Source organism: Burkholderia sp. Bp8991 (genome assembly GCF_003853795.1).
Classification (GTDB): Bacteria; Pseudomonadota; Gammaproteobacteria; order Burkholderiales; family Burkholderiaceae; genus Burkholderia.
In genome coordinates this window covers 119,093-143,398 of the sequence record NZ_QTQJ01000012.1, presented here as the reverse complement: position 1 = coordinate 143,398, position 24,306 = coordinate 119,093, and the positions used below count along the sequence as shown (strand labels likewise).

Genomic DNA, 24,306 nt, shown 5'->3' with positions numbered 1-24,306 from the left:
TCATTCCCCCATCCGGCATGCCATTGGAGTTGAATAGTGTCATCGATGCGCACTCCCATTCTGCGCCGCTCCGTTCTAGTGCTTCACCGTTTCCAAGTGCACGGCAAATCGAGGAGTCCGCACTCCATCAAGGATTACGGCCAACAAAAAAACAATATAATTAAAAATACAAAAATAGCCAGTTAATCATGGGATACGTATAACTTATATTGAGAAATGCGAAAGGTTAACTTTATCCCCTTGAAGTGACTCGATGCGACCGCAATAGCGGATTCGTTCGCAAACAGCAATCGAAATACTTGAACGGGGACGATGCATTTGCTAGATTGAGAAATGGGCGTAACGCCCGATTCATCCACATCGCACTTAAATTCATCGCAGACCCCGTCCGCATGGAGGCATCTATGCCTATATATGAGAGGGTACATTGAGGAGGATGCGATGTGGCACACAATCGAGCATCAGGACAGGACTCTTCGGAGCCGGAATGGCCGCAGTCGAACTTTTCCGCGGCCGACCACCATCGTCACAAGCACCTCCGGTCCCCGTGGTCGAAGTCTAGAAGAGCTTCCAGGCGAGCGATACCTTCGTCCGCCACATGTTGTTCTCTGCAATAGCATGCGTCGCGAACTGACTGCGGAACATCATGAGCTCCGTTCCGCGAGCGCTAGATGGGCTGCTCGAATCTCAGTTTTTCAACCACATCCGCTTTCCGACCATACCACCCCATCCTTCCGAGCGGCATTAGGCACACCCTGTCTCGCTCGGTTTGCTCGGGCAGGCCGCGACTCACGCCTTACTACGGAAAACAGCTCCGGTGGAGCCGGCGATGGCACGGCTTGAATACATTCGTTACGAGTTCTTCGATGCGTCGTTGTCCGACAACGATGAACTGGACTGGATAAAGCAGTCTAAAAAACCTATCGACCGTCTGCCGCAAATTTTCTGGAATGACGGCAGTAGTTGGCACGAAGCAAATTTGTGGGCCTTAGACAGAGCAGCCTCCAATCAGATTGACGTAGAGACGAGCAAACGTATGATGAAGCATCTTCATCATTATGCAAATTTTCTTGAGTCTCGTGAAATCGACTGGCGACACTTTCCCGTCCGCAAGGATACGCAGGTGCTGAGGATGTACAGAAAGCGTTTAATTGAGGAGCGCGACGACGGCATACTGGCCAGCACTACGGCTTCAAACTGCATGAGCACGGTTATCCAGTTTTACCGATTCGCCGACGCGCACAATCTCGTCGAGGCCGACGCTCCAATGTGGATTAACCAACTAGCCGTCATTCCCTTTCACGATGCTACTGGCTTTAAGCGGACGATGGTACGCCTGAGTTGTGACCTTTCAATCCCAAACCGCAAGCGTGTGGGCAATTTGCTCGAAGACGGTCTTCTACCGCTTCGCTCCGAGCACATGAGCAAACTGTTGGCATACACCGCAAAGCACGAAACAAACGAGCTACATCTGATGCTTAGCGCTGGCTTCTTCACTGGAGCACGATTAGGCACCGTCACCACCTTGACCGTGACCAGCGTTCACACGGCACGGGAAGACCCACATACGCCTGGCGTGTTCCGACTTCCTGTCGGCCCCGGAACCGGCGTAGCTACCAAATTCTCAGTCGCCGGCGACCTCGTTGTGCCCGAAGCCCTCCTGGTCGACCTGAAAGCTTACGCGTCGTCGACAACTCGCCTGCTGAGAGAAGCCAAGGCAAAAGCGGAACATAAAAATCTGCTTTTCCTGTCTAGGCGCGCTCAGCCATACACCGTCGGAACGGTTGACCGGCTAGTCAATGAAATGAGAAAGCGTGCGGTCAACGCTGGAATGCAGTTCATGGAGCGCTTTAAGTTCCATCAGTCTCGCGCGACATTCGGTACCTGGCTGACCCAACTCTTGCTCGAGAGCTGCACCGATACCACCGAGGCAATTCGAATCGTCAGAGACGCCATGCTTCACAAGGACGAGAGAACAACCTTCGGGTATATCAGATTCCTCGAGAACACCCGCGCCAAGAAGCAAGCCGCAGCGGATTTCAATGAAGCCTTCACCGGGCTCCGAAACAGAAACTGGAACGACGCGGATGCGTGACGGACTTCGGCTACCTGACCTGACCTTTCCAGATGTCCATTTCGGGGCAAAAGAAACGCCATGGGACCTCACTATCCTGCTCTATAAGGGCGGCGCTGCAGCCAAATCACACCGCGTTCAGCAGCTGATAGGTGGTGGAGCACTAGGTGACCCGCAGGTCGACCGCATGGAACTGGTAGTGAAACTTCATGCGGAACTGAAGACGGGGCTAGCCACCGGAGGGTCAAGAGAAACCGCATCTGTACAGTTATGCTTCTTGAGGCACTTCTTCGGATTTGCGGACAGCGCTGGTCATCCGTTGAACGTTGAAGCTGTCGCGGAGACTTACTGCGCCTGGGCCGATTGGTTGTTCCAACGTACGCGTATGAATAATGGAAAGGGAGCAAATCCTTGCCATTCCGAACATCGGCATCTCTCCTCGCGTTCAGCCTATAGCTATGCTGCGACGGTAGGGACGCTCTTGGACCGCGCCCTCGAGCGACACACCCGTATTATTGAGATGACCCGCCTCGAACACAGAGAACAGCGGAAAACTGCCGTCGGCGTTCGCGCAGAGAAGCAGAACTTGAGCGATACATTTGTGTTCGGTCACTTACTGCAGGACATCTGTGATGGATTAACCATCGGGACGGTTCTTGATGCCCCCCTGCCCCTTCATATCAAGCTCAGGGGCGGAAAAACGATAACCCGCAAGTGTCATAAAAATTTGCAATCGACCACCGAGAAGGTCGAGAGCCTCGGAAAACGGCACCCGCTCGCCAATCTGAGAATAGAGGCTGAGCTGCTCATGTTCATCGCTCAAACCGGAATGAACCCTGCCCAAGCAGCTCACCTCGAGTTTCGGCACTTCTTTTATGTAAGCCACATCGATGGTTATCAAGTAAAAGACCACAAAGACCGTCGCGGTGGCACCGTGCTATTTGAGATATTCAAGGACTACAAATGCCACTTTGAACGCTATCTTGAATGGCGCAGAACGCTATTTCCATCTTCAAATCGACTCTTTCCATTCATTGGAATCCACGGAAGTAGGCCTGAGCGGAGATTCACAGGCTCCCGAATTCGAGCGACATGCCACGAACTAGGTGTTCCCTTTGTCTCGCCACGCTCACTGCGGAGCACAAGGGTGAACTGGCTGTTGCGCAAAACAGCCGACCCTGACCTGACCGCTGAAATGGCACAGCACACGAAGCAGACATTGCTCCGGGTGTACGCCCGACCAAGCCTTCAACGTGCCATGGTCGAGGCTACCCGATTCTGGTCAAAGTTCGACCCACATTCGGCAAAAATGCAAGCTGTAGGGCCAGGGGTGTGCACAGGCACCCCTCAACAGGTTGTGAAGGTTCCCAAGGAGGCCCCGAAGCCCAATTGCGTGCGAGCGTCTGGATGCTTGTGGTGTGAGAACCACCGCGACGTGGATTCGCTCGATTATGTGTGGGCACTGGCGAGCTTCGGTTACCTCAAAACGAATGAAATGAGCAAGGTGCATCAACCGAAGGGCAACGAAAACGTGCCACCGGCGCAGCTTGTCATTACCCGAATCCATGAAAAACTGAGGTGGTTTGAGCAGTCCAGCGAGGTCCGGCGCGAGTGGGTGACTGAAGTGCAGATGCGTATCACCGAAGGTGACTTCCACCCGACATTTCGAGACGAAATTGCAGAACTGGAGGGTACGCGGTGAGCTTCTTAGCTTGCGAATTCGAGTTCAAGTTAACTATCGCCCCGATTACACGTAATAGCGAGTGCTATCGGCCTCCAAGTTGGCCGCCCCCAGCGGACTGGGTTGTGGCAGAAGATGCTCACGGATATCCCGTTTCGCGATGGGGCGACAGCTCTTGGGAATTCTCTGCGTGGGCCGGTAAAACTCTCAGACTTAACTTCGCCGGAGGACAGCACAATCGTAGCGCTCCCCCGCTCAGCCCAGATAACCAGTACATAATGAGACTCTTAGCAACTTGGATAGTATGGGGGCCGAAAGGTGCTAGAAGCTGGTCTTCGGTCAAAAAACTATTCGACCTCTTACGTCGAATAGTGGTCCTTTGTGACCGCGAAGGTATTCTAGCGAGCAACTTCGCCCGATTTCCAAAGCTCCTCGAAAAGGTGCCTGGGCTGTACCCTTGCGTATTCGACGGTCAACGCCTAGTGATTACTTTGGACCGTCTACTCCGTGTAAGAGAGAAGATTGGATTCACTCTGCTGGACGAGACAGGCATTAGCCGCTTGTCCGAGCACTTTCAAGGCGGCAAGGAAGACGTGGAGCAAACGGCCTACATTCCGCCGCGTATCTGGGCCTACCAAGTTCGGCGACTTAGAGAGTGTCTCGATGACTTCCTCCAACATAAACAGCGGGTCGAGGACTGTTTCAATTTCTGTGTGGATGCCTATGCCCACAACTTTGGGTCAATATTGTGCGCACTTGGCCATGAGGGGAGACGCGATAGCCACCGCCCATTTACGGTGCAGAAGAACGAGGCCGGAGCGCGAAACGGGCAAATATTCCATGGCCGCTTCGAACTCACTGCGCAGCGTTTTGGAATCGACGCGCTTCTTGAAAGATGGGTTCAGCCGCCGAATAGGAAGAGCATCAACATCAAGTCCTTCTCGGCATACTTGACATTGGTTCAGTCGGTTGGACTCTCGTACATCGCCAATTTTACGCTCCAGCGAAAAGAAGAAGTCGGTGCGCTGAGGGCGGATTGTCTTATGTGGGACGAGGACCCAGTCCTGGGTCGCATTCTTGTCATTTGTGGTGAAACCACCAAAACTGACCCGGACAGTGACGCACGATGGCCGACGAGTCCCAGCGTCGAGGTAGCAGTAGACGCGATGACAGTGGTAGCCAAGCTCCGGGTCCGGTGCGCAGCCTCTAACCCAGAGGTCAATTGCAGTGACGACGACCTCATGAACCCCTACCTTTTCCACACGGCGTTCGAACCATGGTCTTCCATCCCGAACGGATGGCGACCTTACTCAACACGTCCAAGGGCCTATAACTATCAGTTTGTGATGCAGAGGTACCCGCGTCTCTTTGACCCCGAACAGATGAAGATTACCCAGGATGACCTGGTAACTGCTCGTATGTTCACTCCGAACTTAGACAAGGGTGGAAAATTCAAGGTTGGCGAGATTTGGCCGTTGGCTTATCACCAGCTTCGGCGGACGGGCGGAATCAATATGTTCGCCAGCGGCGTTCTGAGCGACAGCTCTATCCAAGTCATCATGAAGCACCTTACGATTCTCCAAACCCGATATTACGGTCAGAACTACAGCCGGGTGCGCTTTAGTGAAGACTTCGAAAGTCAAGTTGTAGCGGCCCGATACGAAGTAATGGCCAGACAGATTGAAACCCTTGTGAGTGAGCGCTATCTCTCCCCGTTGGGCGAAGAACGAAAGCACGAAATTGTAGTTCGTTTGATTGGAAACAGGGATTTCAAGGCGCTTGTCAAAGCTGGTCGAAATGGCGAAGTCTCGTTTCGGGAGACACGGCTGGGCGGCTGCACTAAGGACGGCCACTGCGATTATGGCGGCATCGAGTCAGTAGTGAGGTGTACAGGAGGTGACGGCGACAAACCATGCCGTGACGCGATATATGACAGAACAAAACAGCTCTCCGTCGAGCGGCAGCTTGCAAGCGTTGAACAACGAATTCCGAAAACTCAGCGAGGCAGCCCCCGCGAGCAGGCGCTGCAAGCCGAGGCGAACGGTCTGAGGAGCTACCTTAATGTCATCCGTAACTGAGTCGGCTGAACAACGATTCCGATTGGCCTTCGAACGTCTGAAGGCCGGCAACCCGCAGGTTTTGCCACGCGGGACTCCAGTGAGTCAGAACAACGTCGCCAGAGAGGCTGGTACCGACCCCACCGCGCTACGAAGGACGCGATACCCGGCGTTGATTCGTGAGATACAGGCGTGGGTGGAAATCAATGGCCGAGAGAGGGCGATAAAGAGGCAGCGCCAGGAACAGCGAAAAAGTGCCAAAAGCGACCTGTCAACAAGGGTTAAGGAGCTCGAGAATCAGCGCGACAAAGCACAGTCGCAGCTCAATAGTGCAGGGCGCATGGTGCTGGAACTTCGGCAGGAAAATGCTCGACTTCGGTCCCGGCTTGATGATTTAATTCCCCCTCCAGCGCCGTGGCGGAAGTAACTATCGACTATGGACATCCGAGGCGTAAAACCCGTGCAAAAGCACATGAAGGCATGGACACGCGGTCGACCGCACATTTTCCTAGGTAGAACAAGCACTTACGGCGTTGTCCATCCATCGTGTACTCCGGGGTGGCTGCTCAACGTCTGAACCTCGCTCCGATACCCATGCACAAAGCCCGCATTTTGCGGGCTTTTTGATTTTCGATTCCGGCAACTGCATCGCATTACTGCATCGCGCAATCCGGCGTGCGCCCAACGCGGTTGCGCGGATGGTAACTTGACCAGACGAACTGACTGAAATAGCTCTCCGCGACCTCCGTCCATGTCCTGAGTCCATCGGCTTCCTGCAGCACATGCCTGGCGTTAACCAGCAACCACGACATCACGGCCTGGCTGTCGCGACACTTCGCGCATTCTCCTGAAGTACAGCAGCGCGCCAGCGTATGCAGGTCTGCGCGATACGCGTTGAATTTCGGCAACGCGGGCCACCCCGAGGCAAACCGTTCCGCATTCTGCGGATGACCTTCGCTGACACTCGGGCAACTGGCATAGCCGAATGTTCCCCAGGCGGTTTCCCCACGCATGAGTGCTGCCAGGTAGTACGGATGGCTCGCCACGGTTTCAGGGTATTTGGCCTTCAATTCGAGCAATACGTTCAGGAGTTGCTCCTCACCACGTCGCCGAAGCGGCCCGGCAACATCGTATGGACTGTAGTAATTGAACAGCAGTCGATTTCCGTTATCCCGGATCCTGCGCACCGTTTCTTCGATATAAGCCATTCCATCGATCGACACGGCAAAGACGAAACCTGCCCGTTCGTCGTCGCGATAATTAGCCAACGCCTTGTCGAACAAGCCAGTGAAACGCTTTCCGTTCGGGCCGATCGCGCGTAGTTCGTCATCGAGCGGGCCGCCACCGAACACCGAGACCGCAATGGTGACATCTTCGAAACCCTCGTAAGGAATTCGTCGAAGCCCGTTTGTCGAAACGGACACCTTCGGCATGTATTTCCTGAACACGCTTATCCGGTCCAGATAAAGCGCGGGCTCGCCGCCTATCAGCAATGGCGCGTTGATCCCGCGCGCCGCCTCATCCTTCACGCGTGCCTCGAGATGCAACGTATCGTTCAACTCATCCGACGCGACGTCGAATTCGTTTTCGAAGAACCAGCACCCCTTGCAGCGCAAATTGCATCGATTGGTGAGATGGTAAAGCGACGCGCGCGTCTCCCTCGCTTCGTTTCTGACTGCTTTGAAGCGCATCTTCATGTCGATTGAATCGTCCATCGTGGTCTCCTGATTTGAGGACGCAAGCGGGCCTGAGCGTCAACTCAGCAATCCTCTGGTGAGTTCCGGCCACAGCGACGCATGCTGGCGGCGGAACATGCCGACGTGACCGATTGCTCGGCCATCGCATTTTTCCGGGCTGATGAAATGGACGTGACATCTGGCTCGCGGCAACCATCGCAGCCAGTCTTCGATATTGGCCGGCGTCGCGAGCGGATCGTCAGTCGCTGCGACTACGGTGACGGGAGCGGAGAATTCGTTGTAGTAATGACGCGCAATGCCGACCCCGAACTCGTTCGCTACGTATCCGGGGCGGCGACACCATCGGGCCCACTGAAGCCCGACGCGTGCAGGCAGATCGTCGCCCCAGCCGAGCACCCGGGCAGGCACATAGCCGAGCAGACGTGCGGTAACCGGGACGTAGACATTTGCCAGCGACAATGCGGCAATTCGATTCGGCCACCGGATGTTGCCGACGTATCCGGATGAAGCGGATATCGCACACAGCGAGCGTACCGACGCGTGATTCGGCATCAGTCCGACCAGTTGTGCGCCGGCACTATGACCGATCAGATGCGCTTCGCTCGCGCCGGTTTCTCGAAGAAGCCAGTCAAGCGCTGCGGGCATGTCAAGCTGCCCCCAGTCTTGTTTGCGGGCACGCGACTGGCGAACGTGACGCACGTCGAGCGACGCCCCCATCCCCCGATAATCGAATACGAATACCGAATATCCCGTTGCGCGCAGCCAATCCGCGAATGGATAATAAAAGGACTGGCGAAGGCCCGTTGCAGGGCAAATGAGTACCGGTAAACAAGTGGCACCGGCCGCAGGAAAATACGTGCCCCCCAAGGGAAAACCGTCGCGTGCATGAAATGCAGCGCGTACACGGGGTATCGGCCGCCCGCTCATCGCTCTGGGCTCGATAGGGTGAACACGCGAAGATGCGCCCCGTATTCGGTAACGAACCTACGGCCTGGTTTCTGAATCCAGCCGTATAACAAAGGATTCCAAATCGATTCGCCCATCGATTCACCCCGGTTATCGAAGTGATCAATGTATTAAGTCACCGCCGCCAATGAAATCAGACAAGTTCGATTTTTGACCACAAATGTCGATGCCGCCGCTGTCGCCGAAAAATCCATGTCGACACGGGAAACGGCATCCGCTTGTTCTGAAAGACAAATGGCCGGACCGGCTTTTGCCGATCAGGCCATTTGTTACGACGGGAACCTCTCCGCCAACCGACAGCGAACGCTCAGGCCCGCTGCCGCATCGTCACTTCATCACATCGCCGACACCCGCCGCCCCGCCCCCGCTCGCGCATCGCGACCGCGCTTGTTCAGCCAAGACGCAAACAGCACGAGCAGCGCGAGCACGGCCGTCGCACCGACCTCCATCCGGTGTTCCTCGCTGACGAACATCACGGTCAGCGTGCCGCAGATGAACAGGATCACCGCCCACGTGAGCCACGGGAACAGCCACATCCGCAGCGTCAGGTCGGCGCCGCCCGATTCGAGCGTCTTGCGCATCCGCAGCTGCGAGATCGCGATCACGAGATACACGAGCAGCGCGATCGCACCCGACGTCGCCAGCAGGAAGCCGAACACCTGCTCCGGCATCAGGTAGTTCGCGATCACGGTCAGGAAACCGAATGCGGTCGATGCCAGCACGGCCGCACGCGGCGTACCGGTCGAATCGGTGCTGTGCAGGAACGCAGGTGCGTCCTTGCGCTTGGACAGCGAGAACAGCATCCGCGATGCTGTGTACAGCGCGGAATTCAGGCAGCTCGCGACCGACACGAGCACGATCACGTCGATGATCGCCTTCGCGTTCGGAATGCCGATCAGCTCCATCGCACGCTGATACGAGCCGTGCTTCGGCAGCAGCGGATCGTTCCACGGCACGATCGCCGCGACGACGAGGATCGAGCCGAGATAGAACAGCGTGATACGCCAGATGACGGAATTGGTCGCACGCACGATCTGGCGTTGCGGGTTGTCCGACTCGGCGGCCGCGATCGTCACGATCTCGGTACCGAGGAACGAGAACATCGTCGTCAGCATCGCCGCGAGCACCGCGCCGGCGCCGTTCGGCATGAAGCCCTGGTGCGCGAAGAGGTTCGACACGCCCGATACGGCCGGCGCGGGCACGATGCCGACGATTGCCGCACCGCCGATGCACAGGAACACGACGATCGCGACAACCTTGATCAGCGCGAACCAGAATTCGAATTCGCCGTAGTTCTTGACCGAGAAGAGGTTGGTGATCGTCAGCAGCAGCGTGATGCCGAGCGCGAAGATCCAGGTCGCGACGCCGGGGAACCACGCATTGAGGATGGTAGCCGCAGCGGTTGCCTCGATCGGGATCACGAGCACCCAGAACCACCAGTACAGCCAGCCGATGGAGAAGCCCGCCCAGTGACCGATCGCGCGATCGGCATAGGTCGAGAACGAACCGCTGTCCGGATGCGCGACGGCCATCTCGCCGAGCATGCGCATCACCAGCACGACCAGGACGCCCGCGATCGCATACGCGAGGATCGAAGCCGGGCCGGCTTCCGCGATTGCGTGGCCGGAGCCGACGAACAAGCCCGCGCCGATGACGCCGGCAATCGACATCATCGTCACGTGCCGCTGCTTCAGACCCGTGCCGAGGCCTGTCTTGCTTCCACTCATGTGTCTCTCTCCAAAAAACGGTTCCGGTATGACCGGGTGTCGCGTGAAGGCGGCGGGGAGTTGTCGTTGTTGAACCCGGCAGCCCGCCGCGCATGCGCGCACACGAGCAGGAAGCCGGGTCGAGCCTGTTCCGGTCGGTGCGCGACGCAGTCTGCGAAGCCGCGGGTGCGATGCGGCGCACGAGGTGCCGGCACATCGCGTGCGCCCTTTCCGTCGGCTGTCGGTCAGCCGCCTTCGAAGCGAAGGAGTGTAAGCATCAAACGGTTCTTCACTAAGAACCAATTGAAGAATTTCGATGGATCCACTTGTTGCATCGATGCGAACCGATGCAACGCATGATCCGGTTCGGCGTCCGCCTGCGGGCAACCGGATCGGGCAAGTGATGACGGCGCGTGCCCGCTCGGCATCATGGCGAACACGTTCCGTCGAAGCGGATCGCGTGCCGCGCCGGCAGCGGGCGACGCGCGTCTAGCGGCCGGCCGCGCGCACGGCCATCTGCGCGCGTCCGGTGGTGGCGACGATCGCGAACGCGATCGCATTGGCGGCCGCGCTGGCCAGGATCGGCACGAGATAACCGCCACCTGCGTCGTAGATGAAACCGGCCGCAGCCGGCCCGATCAGCGTGCCGAACGCGATGCTCGTGTACAGCACGCCGATGATCGCGCTCACGTTGCGGCCGCCGAAGTAGTCCATCACGACGGCGGGCAGCACGGCGACCCAGCCGCCGTAGAACACGCCGAACACGAGTGCGAACGCGGCCAGCGTCGCGACGCTGCCCGCGCCGGCCCACGCGACGAGCGCGACGGCCATGCCCGCGAACATCGCGAGCAGCGATGCGCGGCGGCCGAAGCGGTCGGCGAGGCCACCGAGAAAGAAGCGCCCAGCCGTGCTGCCGACGCCGATCGCGCCGAGCAGCAGCACGGCCGTCGACGGTGCGACGCCATGATCGAGCGCATACGGCACGAGGTGCACGAACGGCACGAAGACGCCGAACGAGCACACGAGGCACGCCGCGTAGAGGCTCGCGAACGGTCGCGACGTGACGGCCTCGCGCAGCGTCGCACCGGTGGGCGCCGATGCGGCAGCCCGCGCGCGATCAGCAGCGTTCACGGCGCCCGCGGCCCCTGCCGTGTGCCCGCCCGCTTCCGGCAAGCCTCCGCCGGCGGCGGGATGCACGGCCTCCCCGTCCGGCAACAGCCCGCGCCCGCGCGGGTCGTTCTCGATCAGCAGCGACATCCCGGCGCCGATCGCGACGGCGAGCGCCGCAAGCGTGAAATAGGCGCCGCGCCAGCCGACGTGCGCGATCAGCGCGGAGGCGAGCGGCGGCATCACGAGCGTGCCGACGCCGATTCCCGCGACCGCGAGCCCCGACGCGAAGCCGCGCCGCCGCACGAACCAGCGCTGCACGGCGCCGACGGCCGGCACATACGCGCAGCCGACGCCGAGGCCGACACCGAGCCCGTACGCGACATAGACCTGCAGCAGCGTATGCGCGGCGCCGGCCGCCGCGAGACCCGCCGCCGTCAGCAACATGCCGGTGACGGCGAGCCGCCGTGAGCCGAAACGATCGGCAAGCGGGCCGCTGACGATGCCGAAGCCGAAATACAGGAAGCCGGCCAGCGAGAACACGAGCGAGATCTGCCCGCGCGATGCGGCGAAATCCCGCTGCAGCGCTTCGACGAACGCGCTGAACGTGTACGCACTGCCGAAGCCGACGAACGTGACGGCGAACGCGGCCGCCACCACATACCAGCCGTAGAAGACGCGCGACGCGCGCGGGCCGCTCATGACGATGCTCCTCTCAGGTTCCGCCGGACGCCGCGCGGCGTCCGGATTGCCTCATGGATATAGTTGAACTATGTTGATCGCATCGACCGCCGCAAGTCAGCCGTGACGAATCCGATCCGATGCGACAACGGTACTCGCGCGCATGCATTGCCTCAAACGATATTTCGTCGGCCTTTCGCTTTAGAAAAACTCAATGAACCGTTCCCGTCTGCCACCGCTCAACGCGTTGCGCGCGTTCGAGGCGGCGGCCCGCCACCTGTCGGTGAAATCGGCAGCGGAAGAGCTGTCGGTCACGCCCGGCGCGGTGAGCCAGCTGATCCGCACGCTCGAGACCCATCTCGGCGTGCAACTGTTCGAGCGCGTGAACCGCGGCATCCTGCTGACCGCCGCGGGCCGCGACTATCTGCCGCCCGTGCGCAACGCGTTCCGGCAAATCGCCGACGCGTCGCAGCGCGTGTCGGGCGCCGCCGACAGCGGCGCGCTGACGGTGAGCGTCACGCCGTTTTTCGCATCCGCATGGCTCGTGCCGCGCCTCGCGCAGTTCCGCGACGCATGCCCGGACGTCGACCTGCAGATCGTCGCGAGCCATGCGCTCGCCGATTTCTCGCGCGACGGCGTCGACGTCGCGATCCGCCACGGTCTCGGCCGCTACATCGGGCTGTGCAGCGAACGGCTGCTGACCGTGGAGATCGTCGCGCTTGCGGCGCCGGAACTCGTCGCGCGGCTGGGCATGCCGGCCACGCCCGCCGACCTGGCCGGATGGCCGCATCTGCACGACGCCGAACGCAAGGGCTGGCACATCTGGTTCGACGCGCAGCGAATCGCCGATTTCGGCCCGCCGCGCGGCCCCGCGTTCGACGATTCCAGTCTGTTGCTGCAGGCGATCCTCGCCGGCCAGGGTGCCGGCCTGCTTCCGGCGGCGATGGTGCGCGGCGAGCTCGCGAGCGGCCGGCTCGTGCAGCTTGCCGACGTCGCGTGGCTCGACGACTTCGCGTACTACCTCGTCTATCCGCCGCATCATGCGGAGCGCGCGAAAGTCGCCGCGTTCCGCCGGTGGATTCTCGAGGCCGCCCAGGCCGACGGCGCGGCATCGATGACGGGCACGGCGTAGCGTCGCTGCAGCGCGGGGCGGCGGCAACGATCTCGAGCCGATCGGCTAACATGCGGCCCGGGCCGTCGGCCCGCCAGCCACCGGCAACGGACAACGACATCCGCAGAGAGACCATGCCAGCCCTGCTCCGCCGCGCGACACGCATCGCAACCCTGTCGGCCGCGCTGTTCGTCGCGTGCGCCGCCCTGCCGCCCGCGGCGCACGCCTATCGCGCGTCGCCCGGCTACGGCAGCGAAGCCGACCTCGACCGGCACGACACGTACCGCAATCGCGACGGCGACACCGTCCATGCACCGGCGCATTCGAAATCGGGCCGCGTGCCCGAGGGCGCGAGCGCGCGCTGCCGCGACGGCACGTACAGCTTCAGCCGCCATCGGCGCGGCACCTGCTCCGGGCACGGCGGCGTCGCCGGATGGCTGTGAACGCGGGTCGGCCGAATGGCCAGCGCGGTGCCAGCGGCAGCCGGCGCCGAAGTACAATACGCGCTCGCGCCGCCAACCCGCGGCGACACCGCCGCGCCCCGCGCGGCACGCTCCGTACCGAATCACCCGACGCCACGCACGCCGATGCGCTGCGCGGCAGTCTCAACCCTTTCTGAGTTTCACACCCAAATGGCCCAATACGTTTTCACGATGAACCGGGTCGGCAAGATCGTGCCGCCCAAGCGCCAGATCCTGAAGGACATCTCGCTGTCGTTCTTTCCCGGCGCGAAGATCGGCGTGCTCGGCCTGAACGGCTCGGGCAAGTCGACGCTGATCCGCATCATGGCGGGCGTCGACAAGGACATCGAAGGCGAAGCGACGCCGATGCCGAACCTGAACATCGGCTACCTGCCGCAGGAACCGCAGCTCGATCCGACGAAGACGGTGCGCGAAGCCGTCGAGGAAGGCCTCGGCGACCTGTTCCAGGCGAACAAGAAGCTCGAGGAAATCTACGCGGCCTATGCGGAACCGGACGCCGACTTCGACGCGCTCGCGGCCGAGCAGGCGAAATACGAAGCGATCCTCGCGTCGAGCGACGGCGGCAGCCCCGAGCAGCAGCTCGAAGTGGCCGCCGACGCGCTGCGCCTGCCGGCGTGGGACGCGAAAATCGAGCATCTGTCGGGCGGTGAAAAACGCCGCGTCGCGCTGTGCAAGCTGCTGCTCGAGAAGCCGGACATGCTGCTGCTCGACGAACCGACCAACCACCTCGACGCGGAATCGGTCGACTGGCTCGAGCAGTTCCTGGTGCGCTTCCCGGGCACCGTCGTCGCCGTCACGCACGATCGCTATTTCCTCGACAACGCGGCCGAGTGGATTCTCGAACTCGACCGCGGCCACGGCATTCCGTGGAAGGGCAACTACAGCAGCTGGCTCGACCAGAAGGAAGAGCGCCTGAAGCAGGAAGAAGCGTCGGAATCGGCGCGCCAGAAGGCGATCAAGAAGGAACTGGAGTGGGTGCGCCAGAACCCGAAGGGCCGCCAGGCGAAGTCGAAGGCGCGTATCGCGCGCTTCGAGGAGCTGAACAGCCAGGAATACCAGAAGCGCAACGAAACGCAGGAAATCTTCATTCCGGTCGGCGACCGCCTCGGCAATGAAGTGATCGAGTTCAAGAACGTCAGCAAGTCGTTCGGCGACCGCCTGCTGATCGACAACCTGAACTTCAAGATTCCGGCCGGCGCGATCGTCGGCATCATCGGCCCGAACGGCGCCGGCAAGTCGACGCTGTTCAAGATGCTGACCGGCAAGGAACAGCCGGATTCGGGCGAAGTCGTGATGGGCCCGACCGTGAAGCTCGCGTACGTCGACCAGAGCCGCGATGCGCTCGACGGCTCGAAGACGGTGTTCGAGGAAATCTCGGGCGGCGCCGACGTGCTGACGGTCGGCAAGTACGAAACGCCGTCGCGTGCGTACATCGGCCGCTTCAACTTCAAGGGCGGCGACCAGCAGAAGATCGTCGGCAACCTGTCGGGCGGCGAACGCGGCCGCCTGCACCTCGCGAAGACGCTGATCTCCGGCGGCAACGTGCTGCTGCTCGACGAACCGTCGAACGACCTCGACGTCGAAACGCTGCGCGCGCTGGAAGACGCGTTGCTCGAATTCGCGGGCTCGGTGATGGTGATCTCGCACGATCGCTGGTTCCTCGACCGGATCGCGACGCACATCCTCGCGTTCGAAGGCGATTCGCAGGTCACGTTCTTCGACGGCAACTACCAGGAATACGAAGCCGACAAGCGTGCGCGCCTCGGCGAGGAAGCCGCGAAGCCGAAGCGCCTGCGCTACAAGCCGATCAGCCGCTAAGTGGCGCGGCCCGTGCATCCGGCGACACGACGCCGGGTGCCGAACGCGGCCGCTTCCAGATCGGCAGAACGAAAAAGCGGGCTCATGGCCCGCTTTTTTCATCCGGCGGTCCGGCGCGACGCCTACGCGAGCGCGCCCAGCTCGCGCAAACGCGCCTCGGTCGCGGCCGCGCTCGTGTGATGAATGCCATGCCAGCCGAGTGCCGTCGCGGCCGCGGCATTCTTCGCGTTGTCGTCGATGAACACGAGCTCATGCGGCGCAATGCCCGGCAGGTGCGGATCGATCCGCGCATGCATCTCGCGGTAGATCGCCGGATCGGGTTTCACGAGCTTCACGCGGCCCGACACGACGATGTCCTTGAAACGCCGCAGCACCGGGAAGTTGTCCCACGCATACGGAAAGGTCTGCGCGGACCAGTTGGTCAGCCCGAAGAGCGGCATCCCCTGCGCATCGAGCCGGTCGACGAGCGCGACGCCTTCGTCGAGCACGCCGCCGATCATCTCGTGCCAGCGCGCGTAGAACGCGCGGATCAGCGTCTCGTGCGCCGGAAACTTCGCGACCAGCTCGCTCGTGCCGTCGTCGATCGTCTGCCCGCCGTCCTGCCGGATCACCCAGTCCATCGCGCACACGTGCGAGAGGAACCAGCGGCGCTCGGCTTCGTCCGGAATCAGTTGCCGGTACAGGTAGTCGGGGCTCCAGTCGATCAGCACGCCGCCGAAATCGAACACCACCGCCTTGATCGTCATGCGAACTCCGTGGCGAGCACGTCGGCGAGCGGACGCGGCGTCACCGCATTGCCCGACAGCGTATTGTTTTCCCACACGAAGTGATGATGCGCGACGATCTGCGCGGCCGACAGGTGGGTGCGCTCGTTCGTCGTGTGCAGGTCGGACACGACGGTCGTCCGATAGCCGAGCAGTGCCGCGCGGCGCGCGGCCGAATCGACGCAGAACTCGGTCGCATAACCGCAGATCAGCACCGAACGGATGCCATGGCCGTCGAGCTGCGCGGCGAGCGGCGTGTCATGGAACGAATCGCTCACCTGCTTGCGGATGCGCCAGTCGGCGCGACCGACGATCAGTTCCTCATGCAGTTCCCAGCCGGGCGTGCCGGGCACGATGTCGTCGTCCGCATCGCCGTCGTGCTGCACGAAGCACACGGGCGCGTTTGCCGCACGAGCCGCCGCCGTCAGCCGGTTGATGCCCGACACGACGTCGTCGAGCCGGTACGCGGGCCGCGCCCGCTGCACCAGCCCCCGCTGCATGTCGATCACGATCACTGCGGTGTCTGCCATCGATTGCCCTCTCCGTCGTGGTCCGGCCGTCGCGCGGCCGGTATCTGTCGTGTATTGCGCGTCGCGTCAGATCGGCTGCGTGCGCGCGTCGAGCCACGCCTTCGCGTCGCCGCTCACGTGCCGGCCAACGCGCTCGCGCACGGTCGCGTGATACGCGTTCAGCCACGCGCGTTCTTCCTCATGCAGCATCTCGATCAGCACGCAGCGCGTGTCGATCGGGCACAGCGTCAGCGTCTCGAACGCGAGGAAATCGCCGAATTCGGTCTGCCCGCCCGCGCGATTCACGACCAGGTTTTCGATCCGGATGCCCCATTTGCCGGGCCGGTACACGCCCGGCTCGATCGACGTGATCATCCCCTCTTCCATCGCCGTGTACGGCTCGGCCGGCGCGTAGTGCGAGATGACCTGCGGGCCCTCGTGCACGTTCAGGAAGTAGCCGACGCCGTGACCGGTGCCGTGGCCGTAGTCGAGCCCGGCCGCCCACATCGGCGCGCGCGCGATCGCGTCGAGCATCGGCGAGCGGATGCCGCGCGGGAAGCGTGCGCGCGACAGCGCCATCATCGACTTCAGCACGATCGTGAAATCGCGGCGCTGCAGGTCGCTGACCGTGCCGACCGGCACGACGCGCGTGATGTCGGTGGTGCCGGTCGTGTACTGGCCGCCCGAATCGACGAGCAGCAGGCCGTCGCCGGCGATCGTCGCGTGCGACTCGGGCGTCGCGCGATAGTGCGGCATCGCACCGTTCGCGTTGAAGCCGGCGATCGTCGCGAAGCTCGGCGACACGTAGCCGGGGCGCCGTGCGCGCGCGGCCGTGAGTTGCTCGTCGATCGTCAGCTCGGTGATCGTCTCGCGGTTCACCGCCTGCTCGAACCACGCAAAGAATTCTGCGAGCGCGGCGCCGTCGTGCTCCATCGTCACGCGCACGTGCTCGATCTCGGCGGACGTCTTGCGCGACTTCGCGAACGTCGACGGGTTCACGGCCTCGATCAGTTTCACGCCGGCCGGCACGGCCTCGAGCGTGCCGAACGTCACGCGGCGCGGATCGATCAGCAGCGTCGCGCCGTCGGGCAGCGCCGCGAGCGACGCGCGCGCGGCGTCGTACGCGCGGACCTCGACGCCGTCCTGCGCGAGCGACGCGGCCAGCGCCGGCGACACCTTGCCGTCGGCGACGAACAGCGTCGCGCGATCGGCCCCGATCATCGCGTGCGCGACGAACACGGGGTTGAAGTTGACGTCGGCGCCGCGCAGGTTGAACAGCCACGCGAGATCGTCGAGCGTCGACACGAAATGCCATTGCGCGCCCTGCGCGTGCATCGCGCGGCGCACTTCGGCGAGCTTGCTCGCGCGCGTCGTGTCGGCCTGCGGCGCCACGTGCTCGAACACCGCGTCGCCCGGCAGCCCCGGGCGCTCCGGCCAAATCGCGTCGAGCAGGTCGAGATCGGTGCGCAGCGCGATGCCGCGCGCGCTCAGCGCGGCCGTCAGCGCGCGTGCCGCCGCGACGCCGAGCACGGCGCCGTCGACGCCGACCGTCGCCCCGGCCGGCACGTTCTGCGCGAGCCAGTCGACGTGCGGCGCACTCTGCTGCCCGCCCGTCATCTTCATCAGCTGGACGCCCGTGCCGGCGAGTTCGGCCTCGGCCTGCACCCAGTAGCGGCTGTCGACCCACAAGCCCGCGAAATCCGCGGTCACGACCAGCGTGCCGACCGAGCCCGTGAAGCCGGACAGCCAGCGTCGCGCCTGCCAGCGCTCGGGCAGGTACTCGGACAGGTGAGGATCGGCGGACGGCACGAGATAGGCGGCCAGATCCTCGCGGACCATCGCGCCGCGCAGCAGCGCGAGGCGGGCCGGCACCGACGAGACTTCGGGGAGACGGGCATTCATGATTTCACCTGAGAGCGTTCAGCGACGGGCCGACACGGCGACCGTCACGGCTACGGCGAGGAACGCGACACCGGTGCAGACCGGCCATTCGAGCGTTTCGCCGTCGTAAAACAGTCCAGAGAGATTGCCGGCCATGCGCGCGGCGGCGGCGCTTGCGATGCCGACCAGCACCACGATCCACCATGCCGGCCGGCCCGTGCGCCGCATCGGATGCAGCCACCGGCCGAACAGCCCGACGGCCGCTCCCAGGACAAGGATTCCAAACCAGTTCATTCGACGCCTTCTATAAATTCAGATTCGTCCCATAGGCGTGAACGTTGCCAGCGGCTAGCATCGATTCATCCATCGAACCCGAGACCAGCCGGGCGCCGCGAACATTCGAGTGTAGGGGCCGACCCGACGTTATGGCAAGCGCGCGCCCGCAGGCGTATTGAAGAAATCCTCATGCGAATCGCTCTCATCGATCCGGAGGCGCATCATGCTGCGCTCCTGAACCGCCTGCTGTTCGCCGGCGGCCATGTGTGCCACGCGTTTCCGTCCAGCGCGGCATTCTTCGAGTGGCTCGCCACCGATACCTGCGACATGCTGATCATCGGCAACTGGGCCGGCGACCAGCCGGCCGAGGAAGTCATTCCGCGGGCGCAGGCGATCCTGCCCGGGCTGCCGGCCATCGCCGTGATGCAGCTGCCGCGCGAAAGCGAAGTCGTGTCGTGCCTGCACGCTGGGGCCGACGACTGCCTCGTGCGCCCGGTGAGCGGCCCCGAGCTGCTCGCACGCGTCAACGCGCTGAGCCGGCGCGCAGGTGTCCGGCGGCCGCCGAATCGCTCGCGCGAAATGTATGGAGAATACGCGTTCGATGCGACCCACAGCCTCGTGCGCTTCGGCGATGCGATCGTCGCGCTCACGCCGAAGGAGTTCCGCTTCGCACAGCTGCTGTTCGCGAACCTGTCGCGGCCCGTGTCGCGCGCCCATATCCTCGAAACGGTGTGGGGCCGCCGCCGCGACATGAAGTCGCGCACGCTCGACACCCATGCGTCCCGGCTGCGCAGCAAGCTGCGGCTGCTTCCGGAGCACGGCTACCGGCTTCTGCCGCTCTACGGCTACGGCTACCAGCTCGACCGCGTGCCGATCGAGCCCCCAAATTCGAGGCCGCGCCACGCCGATGCCCGGTATGCCGCAAGTGAGGAAATCGCTGAAACGCTATAATATGGGGCTAAACGATAGCCCTCGATATGCAACTCCTCACGATCGGAATCAACCACCACACTGCGCCTGTCGCCCTGCGCGAACGCGTGGCGTTTCCGCTCGAGCAAATCAAGCCGGCTCTCGTCACGTTCAAGAACGTGTTCCTCGGCCCCCAGGCGCCGAATGCGCCCGAAGCGGCAATCCTCTCCACCTGCAACCGCACCGAACTCTATTGCGCGACCGACGATCGGGCCGCCCGCGAGGGTGCGATTCGCTGGCTGTCGGAGTACCACCAGATTCCGGTCGACGAACTCGCCCCGCACGTCTACGCGCTGCCGCAATCGGAAGCGGTCCGGCACGCATTCCGCGTCGCGTCGGGTCTCGATTCGATGGTGCTCGGCGAAACGCAGATCCTGGGCCAGATGAAGGATGCGGTGCGCACCGCGACGGAAGCCGGCGCGCTCGGCACCTATCTGAACCAGCTGTTCCAGCGCACGTTCGCCGTCGCGAAGGAAGTGCGCGGCACGACCGAGATCGGCGCGCAGTCGGTGTCGATGGCCGCCGCCGCGGTCCGCCTCGCGCAGCGCATCTTCGAAAAAGTGTCGGATCAGCGCGTGCTGTTCATCGGCGCCGGCGAGATGATCGAGCTGTGCGCGACGCACTTCGCCGCGCAGAGCCCGCGCGAGCTCGTCGTCGCGAACCGCACGGCCGAACGCGGCCAGCGGCTCGCCGAACGTTTCAACGGCCGCGCGATGCCGTTGTCGGACCTGCCGGCCCGCATGCACGAATTCGACATCATCGTGTCGTGCACCGCGTCGACGCTGCCGATCATCGGCCTCGGCGCGGTCGAACGTGCGGTGAAGGCGCGCCGCCACCGGCCGATCTTCATGGTCGACCTCGCGGTGCCGCGCGACATCGAGCCGGAAGTCGGCAAGCTGAAGGATGTGTTCCTCTACACCGTCGACGATCTCGGTGCGATCGTGCGCGAAGGCAACGCATCACGCCAGGCCGCGGTTGCACAAGCCGAGACGATCATCGAAACCCGCGTGCAGAACTTCATGCAGTGGCTCGACACGCGCAGCGTCGTGCCGGTGATCCGTCACATGCATACGCAGGCCGACGCGCTGCGCCGCGCGGAAGTCGAGAAAGCGCAGAAGCTGCTCGCGCGCGGCGACGATCCGGCCGCCGTCCTCGAAGCGCTGTCGCAGGCGCTCACCAACAAGCTGATCCACGGCCCGACGAGCGCGCTCAACCGCGTGAACGGCACCGACCGCGATTCGCTGATCGACCTGATGCGCGGCTTCTACCAGCACGCGCCGCGCTCGAACGACCAGTCCGGCCACTAGCGCCGGCCGGTTGCCCCTGCCGCCGGCCGCGCGCCGGCCTATCCTTTTCGAATACCCCTTTTGTCCGGGAGCGTCGCTCCACACCATGAAGACGAGCATGCAACGCAAGCTCGACCAGCTGTCTATCCGGCTGGCCGAACTGAACGACCTGCTGAGCCGCGAAAACGTCACGGCCGACCTCGACCAGTACCGCAAGCTGACGCGCGAACACGCGGAACTCGGCCCGGTCGTCGAGCAGTACGCGCTGTGGCGCCAGTCGCGCAGCGACGAGACGGCCGCGCAGGAGCTGGTCGCCGATGCATCGATGCGCGATTTCGCCGAAGACGAGATTCGCAGCGCGCGGGAACGCATGGTTCGCCTCGAAGGCGAGTTGCAGAAGATGCTGCTGCCGAAGGACCCCAACGACGACCGCAACATCTTCCTCGAAATCCGCGCGGGCACCGGCGGCGACGAGTCGGCGCTGTTCGCGGGCGACCTGCTGCGCATGTACCTGCGCTTCGCGGAACGCCAGCGCTGGCAGGTCGAGATGATGTCGGAGAGCCCGTCGGATCTCGGCGGCTACAAGGAAGTGATCGTGCGGATCGCCGGCCAGGGTGCCTACTCGCGGCTGAAGTTCGAATCGGGCGGCCATCGCGTGCAGCGCGTGCCGGCGACCGAGACGCAGGGGCGCATCCACACGTCCGCCTGCACGGTCGCGGTGATGCCGGAAGCCGACGAAATCGGCGAGGTCGAGATCAATCCGGCCGACCTGCGGATCGACACGTTCCGCGCGTCGGGTGCGGGCGGCCAGCACATCAACAAGACCGATTCGGCGGTGCGCGTCACGCACATCCCGACCGGGATCGTCGTCGAGTGCCAGGACGACCGCTCGCAGCACAAGAACAAGGATCGTGCGCTGAAGGTGCTCGCCGCGCGCATCAAGGACAAGCAGTATCACGAGCAGCACGCGAAGGAAGCGGCGACGCGCAAAAGCCTGATCGGCTCGGGCGACCGCTCGGAGCGGATCCGCACGTACAACTTCCCGCAGGGCCGGATGACCGATCACCGGATCAACCTCACGCTGTACCGGCTCGAGGCGCTGATGGACGGCGATCTCGACGAACTGATCGGCGCGCTCGTCACCGAACACCAGGCCGAACTGCTCGCGTCGCTCGGCGACACCGACTGAGGTCGCGATGCCCGACACCACCGCCGACGATCTGCTGCGCGCGTCGCTGCTCGACCCGGTCGATGCGCGCGTGCTCCTCGCGTACGCGCTCGGCTGGACCCGCACGCAGCTGATCACGCGCGGCGACGCCCCGCTCGAGCCCGCCGCGATCGCGCGCTACCGGGCGCTCGAAGTGCGCCGCGTCGCGGGCGAGCCGGTCGCGCAGCTCGTCGGGATGCGCGAATTCTTCGGCCGGCCGTTCGATGTGACGCCCGACGTGCTGATCCCGCGCCCCGAAACCGAACTCCTCGTCGAAGCCGCGCTCGACGCGATCGACGGTCGCCCGCATCCGGCCGTGCTCGATCTCGGCACCGGCAGCGGCGCGATCGCCGTGTCGATCGCCGCCGAACGGCCCGACGCACGCGTGTGGGCGCTCGACCGCTCATCGGCCGCGCTCGACGTCGCCCGGCGCAACGCGCACAAGCTGCTCGACGCGCGCCGCCCCGGCGGCCCGCTGCACTGGCTGCAGAGCGACTGGTACGCCGCGCTCGAGCCGACGCTCGCGTTCGACACGATCGTCAGCAATCCGCCGTACATCGCGCAGCACGATCCGCACCTCGCGCAGGGCGACCTGCGGTTCGAGCCGCGCGGCGCGCTCACCGACGATGCCGACGGCCTCAGCGCGATCCGCACGATCGTCGCAGGCGCCGGCGCGTACCTGAAACCGGGCGGCACGCTCTGGATCGAGCACGGCTACGACCAGGCCGAAGCCGTGCGTGCCTTGCTCGTGTCACGCGGCTTCGTCGCGGTCGAATCGCTCGCCGATCTCGCCGCGATCGAACGCACCACGGGCGGCCGCCGGCCCGTCTGACGGCCGGCCCGCCCGGTTGAAATCCGCTATCATTTCGTTCTAACGCCCCGCCAACGCAAGGTCAGTCATGGACACCCAACAACGTATCAAGCAAATCGTCGACGAAAACCAGGTCGTGCTCTTCATGAAGGGCAACGCGCAATTCCCGATGTGCGGCTTTTCGGGCCGCGCCGTGCAGGTGCTGAAAGCCTGCGGCGTCGACCAGTTCAAGACGGTCAACGTGCTCGAGGACGACGAGATCCGCCAGGGCATCAAGGAATTCTCGAACTGGCCGACCATCCCGCAGCTGTACGTGAAGGGCGAATTCATCGGCGGCTCGGACATCATGATGGAGATGTACCAGTCGGGCGAACTGCAGCAACTGTTCGCCGCCGCGTAACGCCCCGTTCCCGATGGCATCTCCCAGCGCGCCGCCACGCCGGCTGATCGTCGCGATCACCGGCGCCACCGGCGCGGTCTACGGCGTGCGGCTGCTCGAATTGCTGCGCGCCGCCGGCGGCGTCGAAACGCATCTGCTGGTTTCGAACGCCGGCTGGCTCAATATCCAGCATGAATTGCAGCTGTCGAAGGCCGAAGTCGAAGGCCGGGCGGATGTCGTGCATTCGGTACGCGATGTCGGCGCGACGATCGCGTCCGGTTCGTTCGCAACCGACGGGATGGTGATCGCCCCGTGCTCGATGAAGACGCTCGCGAGCGTCGCGCACGGCCTGTCGGACAACCTGATCACGCGCGCGGCCGACGTCATGCTGAAGGAACGCCGCCGTCTCGTGCTGATGGTGCGCGAAACGCCGTTCAACCTCGCGCATCTGCGCAACATGACCGCCGTGACCGAAATGGGCGGCATCGTGTTTCCGCCGCTGCCCGCGTTCTACGCGATGCCGAAGACGATCGAGGAACTCGTCGACCAGACCGTCACGCGCGTGCTCGACCTGTTCGCGCTCAGCGCACCGATGACGACGCCGTGGGCCGGCATCCGGCCCGCACGGTAAGCCGCTCGACGCGGCGCTTCGGCGCCGTTCTCCACGCATCTTCGTCGATTCGGCCGCCTTCCGGTTCGATCCAGCCACGCCCAGCCTCCCCGCGCCGGCTCCCGCGCACCTGAATCGGCCGAATTATCAACCATTGCGATTCAATCAAATTCCGGCAAGCCGATTTATCAATGTCCGGTGCGCGCCTATAGTCACAGGCAACCCACTATTGCA

At 63.2% G+C, this 24,306-nt stretch carries 21 protein-coding genes; 12 read left to right on the top strand and 9 right to left on the bottom strand.

Features of this window, described 5'->3' with window-relative positions; genetic code table 11:
• Nucleotides 1-829: 829 nt before the first annotated feature.
• Both DIE02_RS16305 and DIE02_RS16300 read left to right on the top strand, forming a co-directional pair.
• Entirely contained in the window at nt 830-2,095 is a 1,266-nt protein-coding gene (locus DIE02_RS16305; RefSeq protein WP_124529426.1) for a tyrosine-type recombinase/integrase, read from the top strand.
• Nucleotides 2,043-3,776: a site-specific integrase gene (locus DIE02_RS16300; RefSeq protein ID WP_260441507.1), complete on the top strand. Its 1,734-nt coding sequence runs from the start codon at nt 2,043-2,045 to the stop codon at nt 3,774-3,776. The genes DIE02_RS16305 and DIE02_RS16300 overlap by 53 nt, the downstream gene beginning before the upstream one ends.
• Nucleotides 3,777-4,495: 719 nt before the next feature.
• On the opposite strand, the gene DIE02_RS16295 is transcribed toward DIE02_RS16300, so the two are convergent.
• On the bottom strand, nt 4,496-5,017 hold the full coding sequence (locus DIE02_RS16295; RefSeq protein ID WP_124529424.1) for a hypothetical protein: 522 nt from the start codon (nt 5,015-5,017) through the stop codon (nt 4,496-4,498).
• A gap of 120 nt (nt 5,018-5,137) precedes the next feature.
• On the opposite strand from DIE02_RS16295, the gene DIE02_RS16290 reads away from it, so the two are divergent.
• A complete protein-coding gene (locus DIE02_RS16290; protein WP_124529422.1) occupies nt 5,138-5,833 on the top strand; it encodes a hypothetical protein in 696 nt (231 codons plus the stop codon).
• A gap of 632 nt (nt 5,834-6,465) precedes the next feature.
• On the opposite strand, the gene DIE02_RS16280 is transcribed toward DIE02_RS16290, so the two are convergent.
• The 4 genes from DIE02_RS16280 to DIE02_RS16260 form a co-directional block, all read right to left on the bottom strand.
• The gene (locus DIE02_RS16280; protein WP_124487904.1) at nt 6,466-7,527 is read right to left on the bottom strand and encodes a radical SAM protein; all 1,062 of its coding nucleotides are present in this window, start codon (nt 7,525-7,527) and stop codon (nt 6,466-6,468) included.
• A 39-nt stretch (nt 7,528-7,566) separates the two neighbouring features.
• A complete protein-coding gene (locus tag DIE02_RS16275; protein WP_124487903.1) occupies nt 7,567-8,436 on the bottom strand; it encodes an alpha/beta fold hydrolase in 870 nt (289 codons plus the stop codon).
• Between the two features lie 374 nt (nt 8,437-8,810).
• The gene (gene gabP, locus DIE02_RS16270) at nt 8,811-10,202 is read right to left on the bottom strand and encodes a GABA permease (protein WP_124487902.1); all 1,392 of its coding nucleotides are present in this window, start codon (nt 10,200-10,202) and stop codon (nt 8,811-8,813) included.
• Nucleotides 10,203-10,670: 468 nt separating this feature from the next.
• Nucleotides 10,671-11,990: an MFS transporter gene (locus DIE02_RS16260; RefSeq protein ID WP_124487900.1), complete on the bottom strand. Its 1,320-nt coding sequence runs from the start codon at nt 11,988-11,990 to the stop codon at nt 10,671-10,673.
• A gap of 193 nt (nt 11,991-12,183) precedes the next feature.
• Between DIE02_RS16260 and gcvA the strand changes: the two genes are divergently transcribed.
• The 3 genes from gcvA to ettA all read left to right on the top strand — a co-directional run bounded on the left by gcvA (nt 12,184) and on the right by ettA (nt 15,380).
• Complete coding sequence (gcvA, locus tag DIE02_RS16255) at nt 12,184-13,101, top strand: transcriptional regulator GcvA (protein ID WP_124487899.1); 918 nt, start codon at nt 12,184-12,186, stop codon at nt 13,099-13,101.
• A 113-nt stretch (nt 13,102-13,214) separates the two neighbouring features.
• The gene (locus DIE02_RS16250) at nt 13,215-13,523 is read left to right on the top strand and encodes a DUF3761 domain-containing protein (protein WP_124487898.1); all 309 of its coding nucleotides are present in this window, start codon (nt 13,215-13,217) and stop codon (nt 13,521-13,523) included.
• Nucleotides 13,524-13,712: 189 nt separating this feature from the next.
• A complete protein-coding gene (gene ettA, locus DIE02_RS16245; protein WP_044845892.1) occupies nt 13,713-15,380 on the top strand; it encodes an energy-dependent translational throttle protein EttA in 1,668 nt (555 codons plus the stop codon).
• A gap of 122 nt (nt 15,381-15,502) precedes the next feature.
• Here ettA and DIE02_RS16240 read toward each other — a convergent pair whose 3' ends face one another.
• The 4 genes from DIE02_RS16240 to DIE02_RS16225 all read right to left on the bottom strand — a co-directional run bounded on the left by DIE02_RS16240 (nt 15,503) and on the right by DIE02_RS16225 (nt 18,828).
• Nucleotides 15,503-16,126, bottom strand: coding sequence for an HAD family hydrolase (locus tag DIE02_RS16240; protein WP_124487897.1), 624 nt, complete (start codon nt 16,124-16,126; stop codon nt 15,503-15,505).
• Entirely contained in the window at nt 16,123-16,674 is a 552-nt protein-coding gene (locus tag DIE02_RS16235) for a cysteine hydrolase family protein (RefSeq protein WP_124487896.1), read from the bottom strand. The genes DIE02_RS16240 and DIE02_RS16235 overlap by 4 nt, the downstream gene beginning before the upstream one ends.
• A gap of 66 nt (nt 16,675-16,740) precedes the next feature.
• Nucleotides 16,741-18,555: an aminopeptidase P family protein gene (locus DIE02_RS16230; protein ID WP_124487895.1), complete on the bottom strand. Its 1,815-nt coding sequence runs from the start codon at nt 18,553-18,555 to the stop codon at nt 16,741-16,743.
• An 18-nt stretch (nt 18,556-18,573) separates the two neighbouring features.
• Complete coding sequence (locus DIE02_RS16225) at nt 18,574-18,828, bottom strand: hypothetical protein (RefSeq protein ID WP_124487894.1); 255 nt, start codon at nt 18,826-18,828, stop codon at nt 18,574-18,576.
• A 171-nt stretch (nt 18,829-18,999) separates the two neighbouring features.
• Here DIE02_RS16225 and DIE02_RS16220 point away from each other — a divergent pair, with 171 nt between their 5' ends.
• The 6 genes from DIE02_RS16220 (at nt 19,000) to DIE02_RS16195 (ending at nt 24,093) form a co-directional block, all read left to right on the top strand.
• A complete protein-coding gene (locus DIE02_RS16220; RefSeq protein ID WP_124487893.1) occupies nt 19,000-19,761 on the top strand; it encodes a response regulator transcription factor in 762 nt (253 codons plus the stop codon).
• A gap of 26 nt (nt 19,762-19,787) precedes the next feature.
• Nucleotides 19,788-21,086, top strand: a complete 1,299-nt coding sequence (gene hemA / locus DIE02_RS16215) for a glutamyl-tRNA reductase (RefSeq protein ID WP_044845898.1) — start codon at nt 19,788-19,790, stop codon at nt 21,084-21,086.
• Nucleotides 21,087-21,171: 85 nt separating this feature from the next.
• Nucleotides 21,172-22,254: a peptide chain release factor 1 gene (gene prfA, locus DIE02_RS16210; RefSeq protein WP_044845899.1), complete on the top strand. Its 1,083-nt coding sequence runs from the start codon at nt 21,172-21,174 to the stop codon at nt 22,252-22,254.
• A gap of 7 nt (nt 22,255-22,261) precedes the next feature.
• Nucleotides 22,262-23,104, top strand: a complete 843-nt coding sequence (prmC, locus tag DIE02_RS16205) for a peptide chain release factor N(5)-glutamine methyltransferase (RefSeq protein WP_124487892.1) — start codon at nt 22,262-22,264, stop codon at nt 23,102-23,104.
• A gap of 67 nt (nt 23,105-23,171) precedes the next feature.
• Complete coding sequence (gene grxD / locus DIE02_RS16200; RefSeq protein ID WP_011883132.1) at nt 23,172-23,483, top strand: Grx4 family monothiol glutaredoxin; 312 nt, start codon at nt 23,172-23,174, stop codon at nt 23,481-23,483.
• A 13-nt stretch (nt 23,484-23,496) separates the two neighbouring features.
• Nucleotides 23,497-24,093: a UbiX family flavin prenyltransferase gene (locus DIE02_RS16195; protein ID WP_124487891.1), complete on the top strand. Its 597-nt coding sequence runs from the start codon at nt 23,497-23,499 to the stop codon at nt 24,091-24,093.
• Nucleotides 24,094-24,306 lie beyond the last annotated feature (213 nt).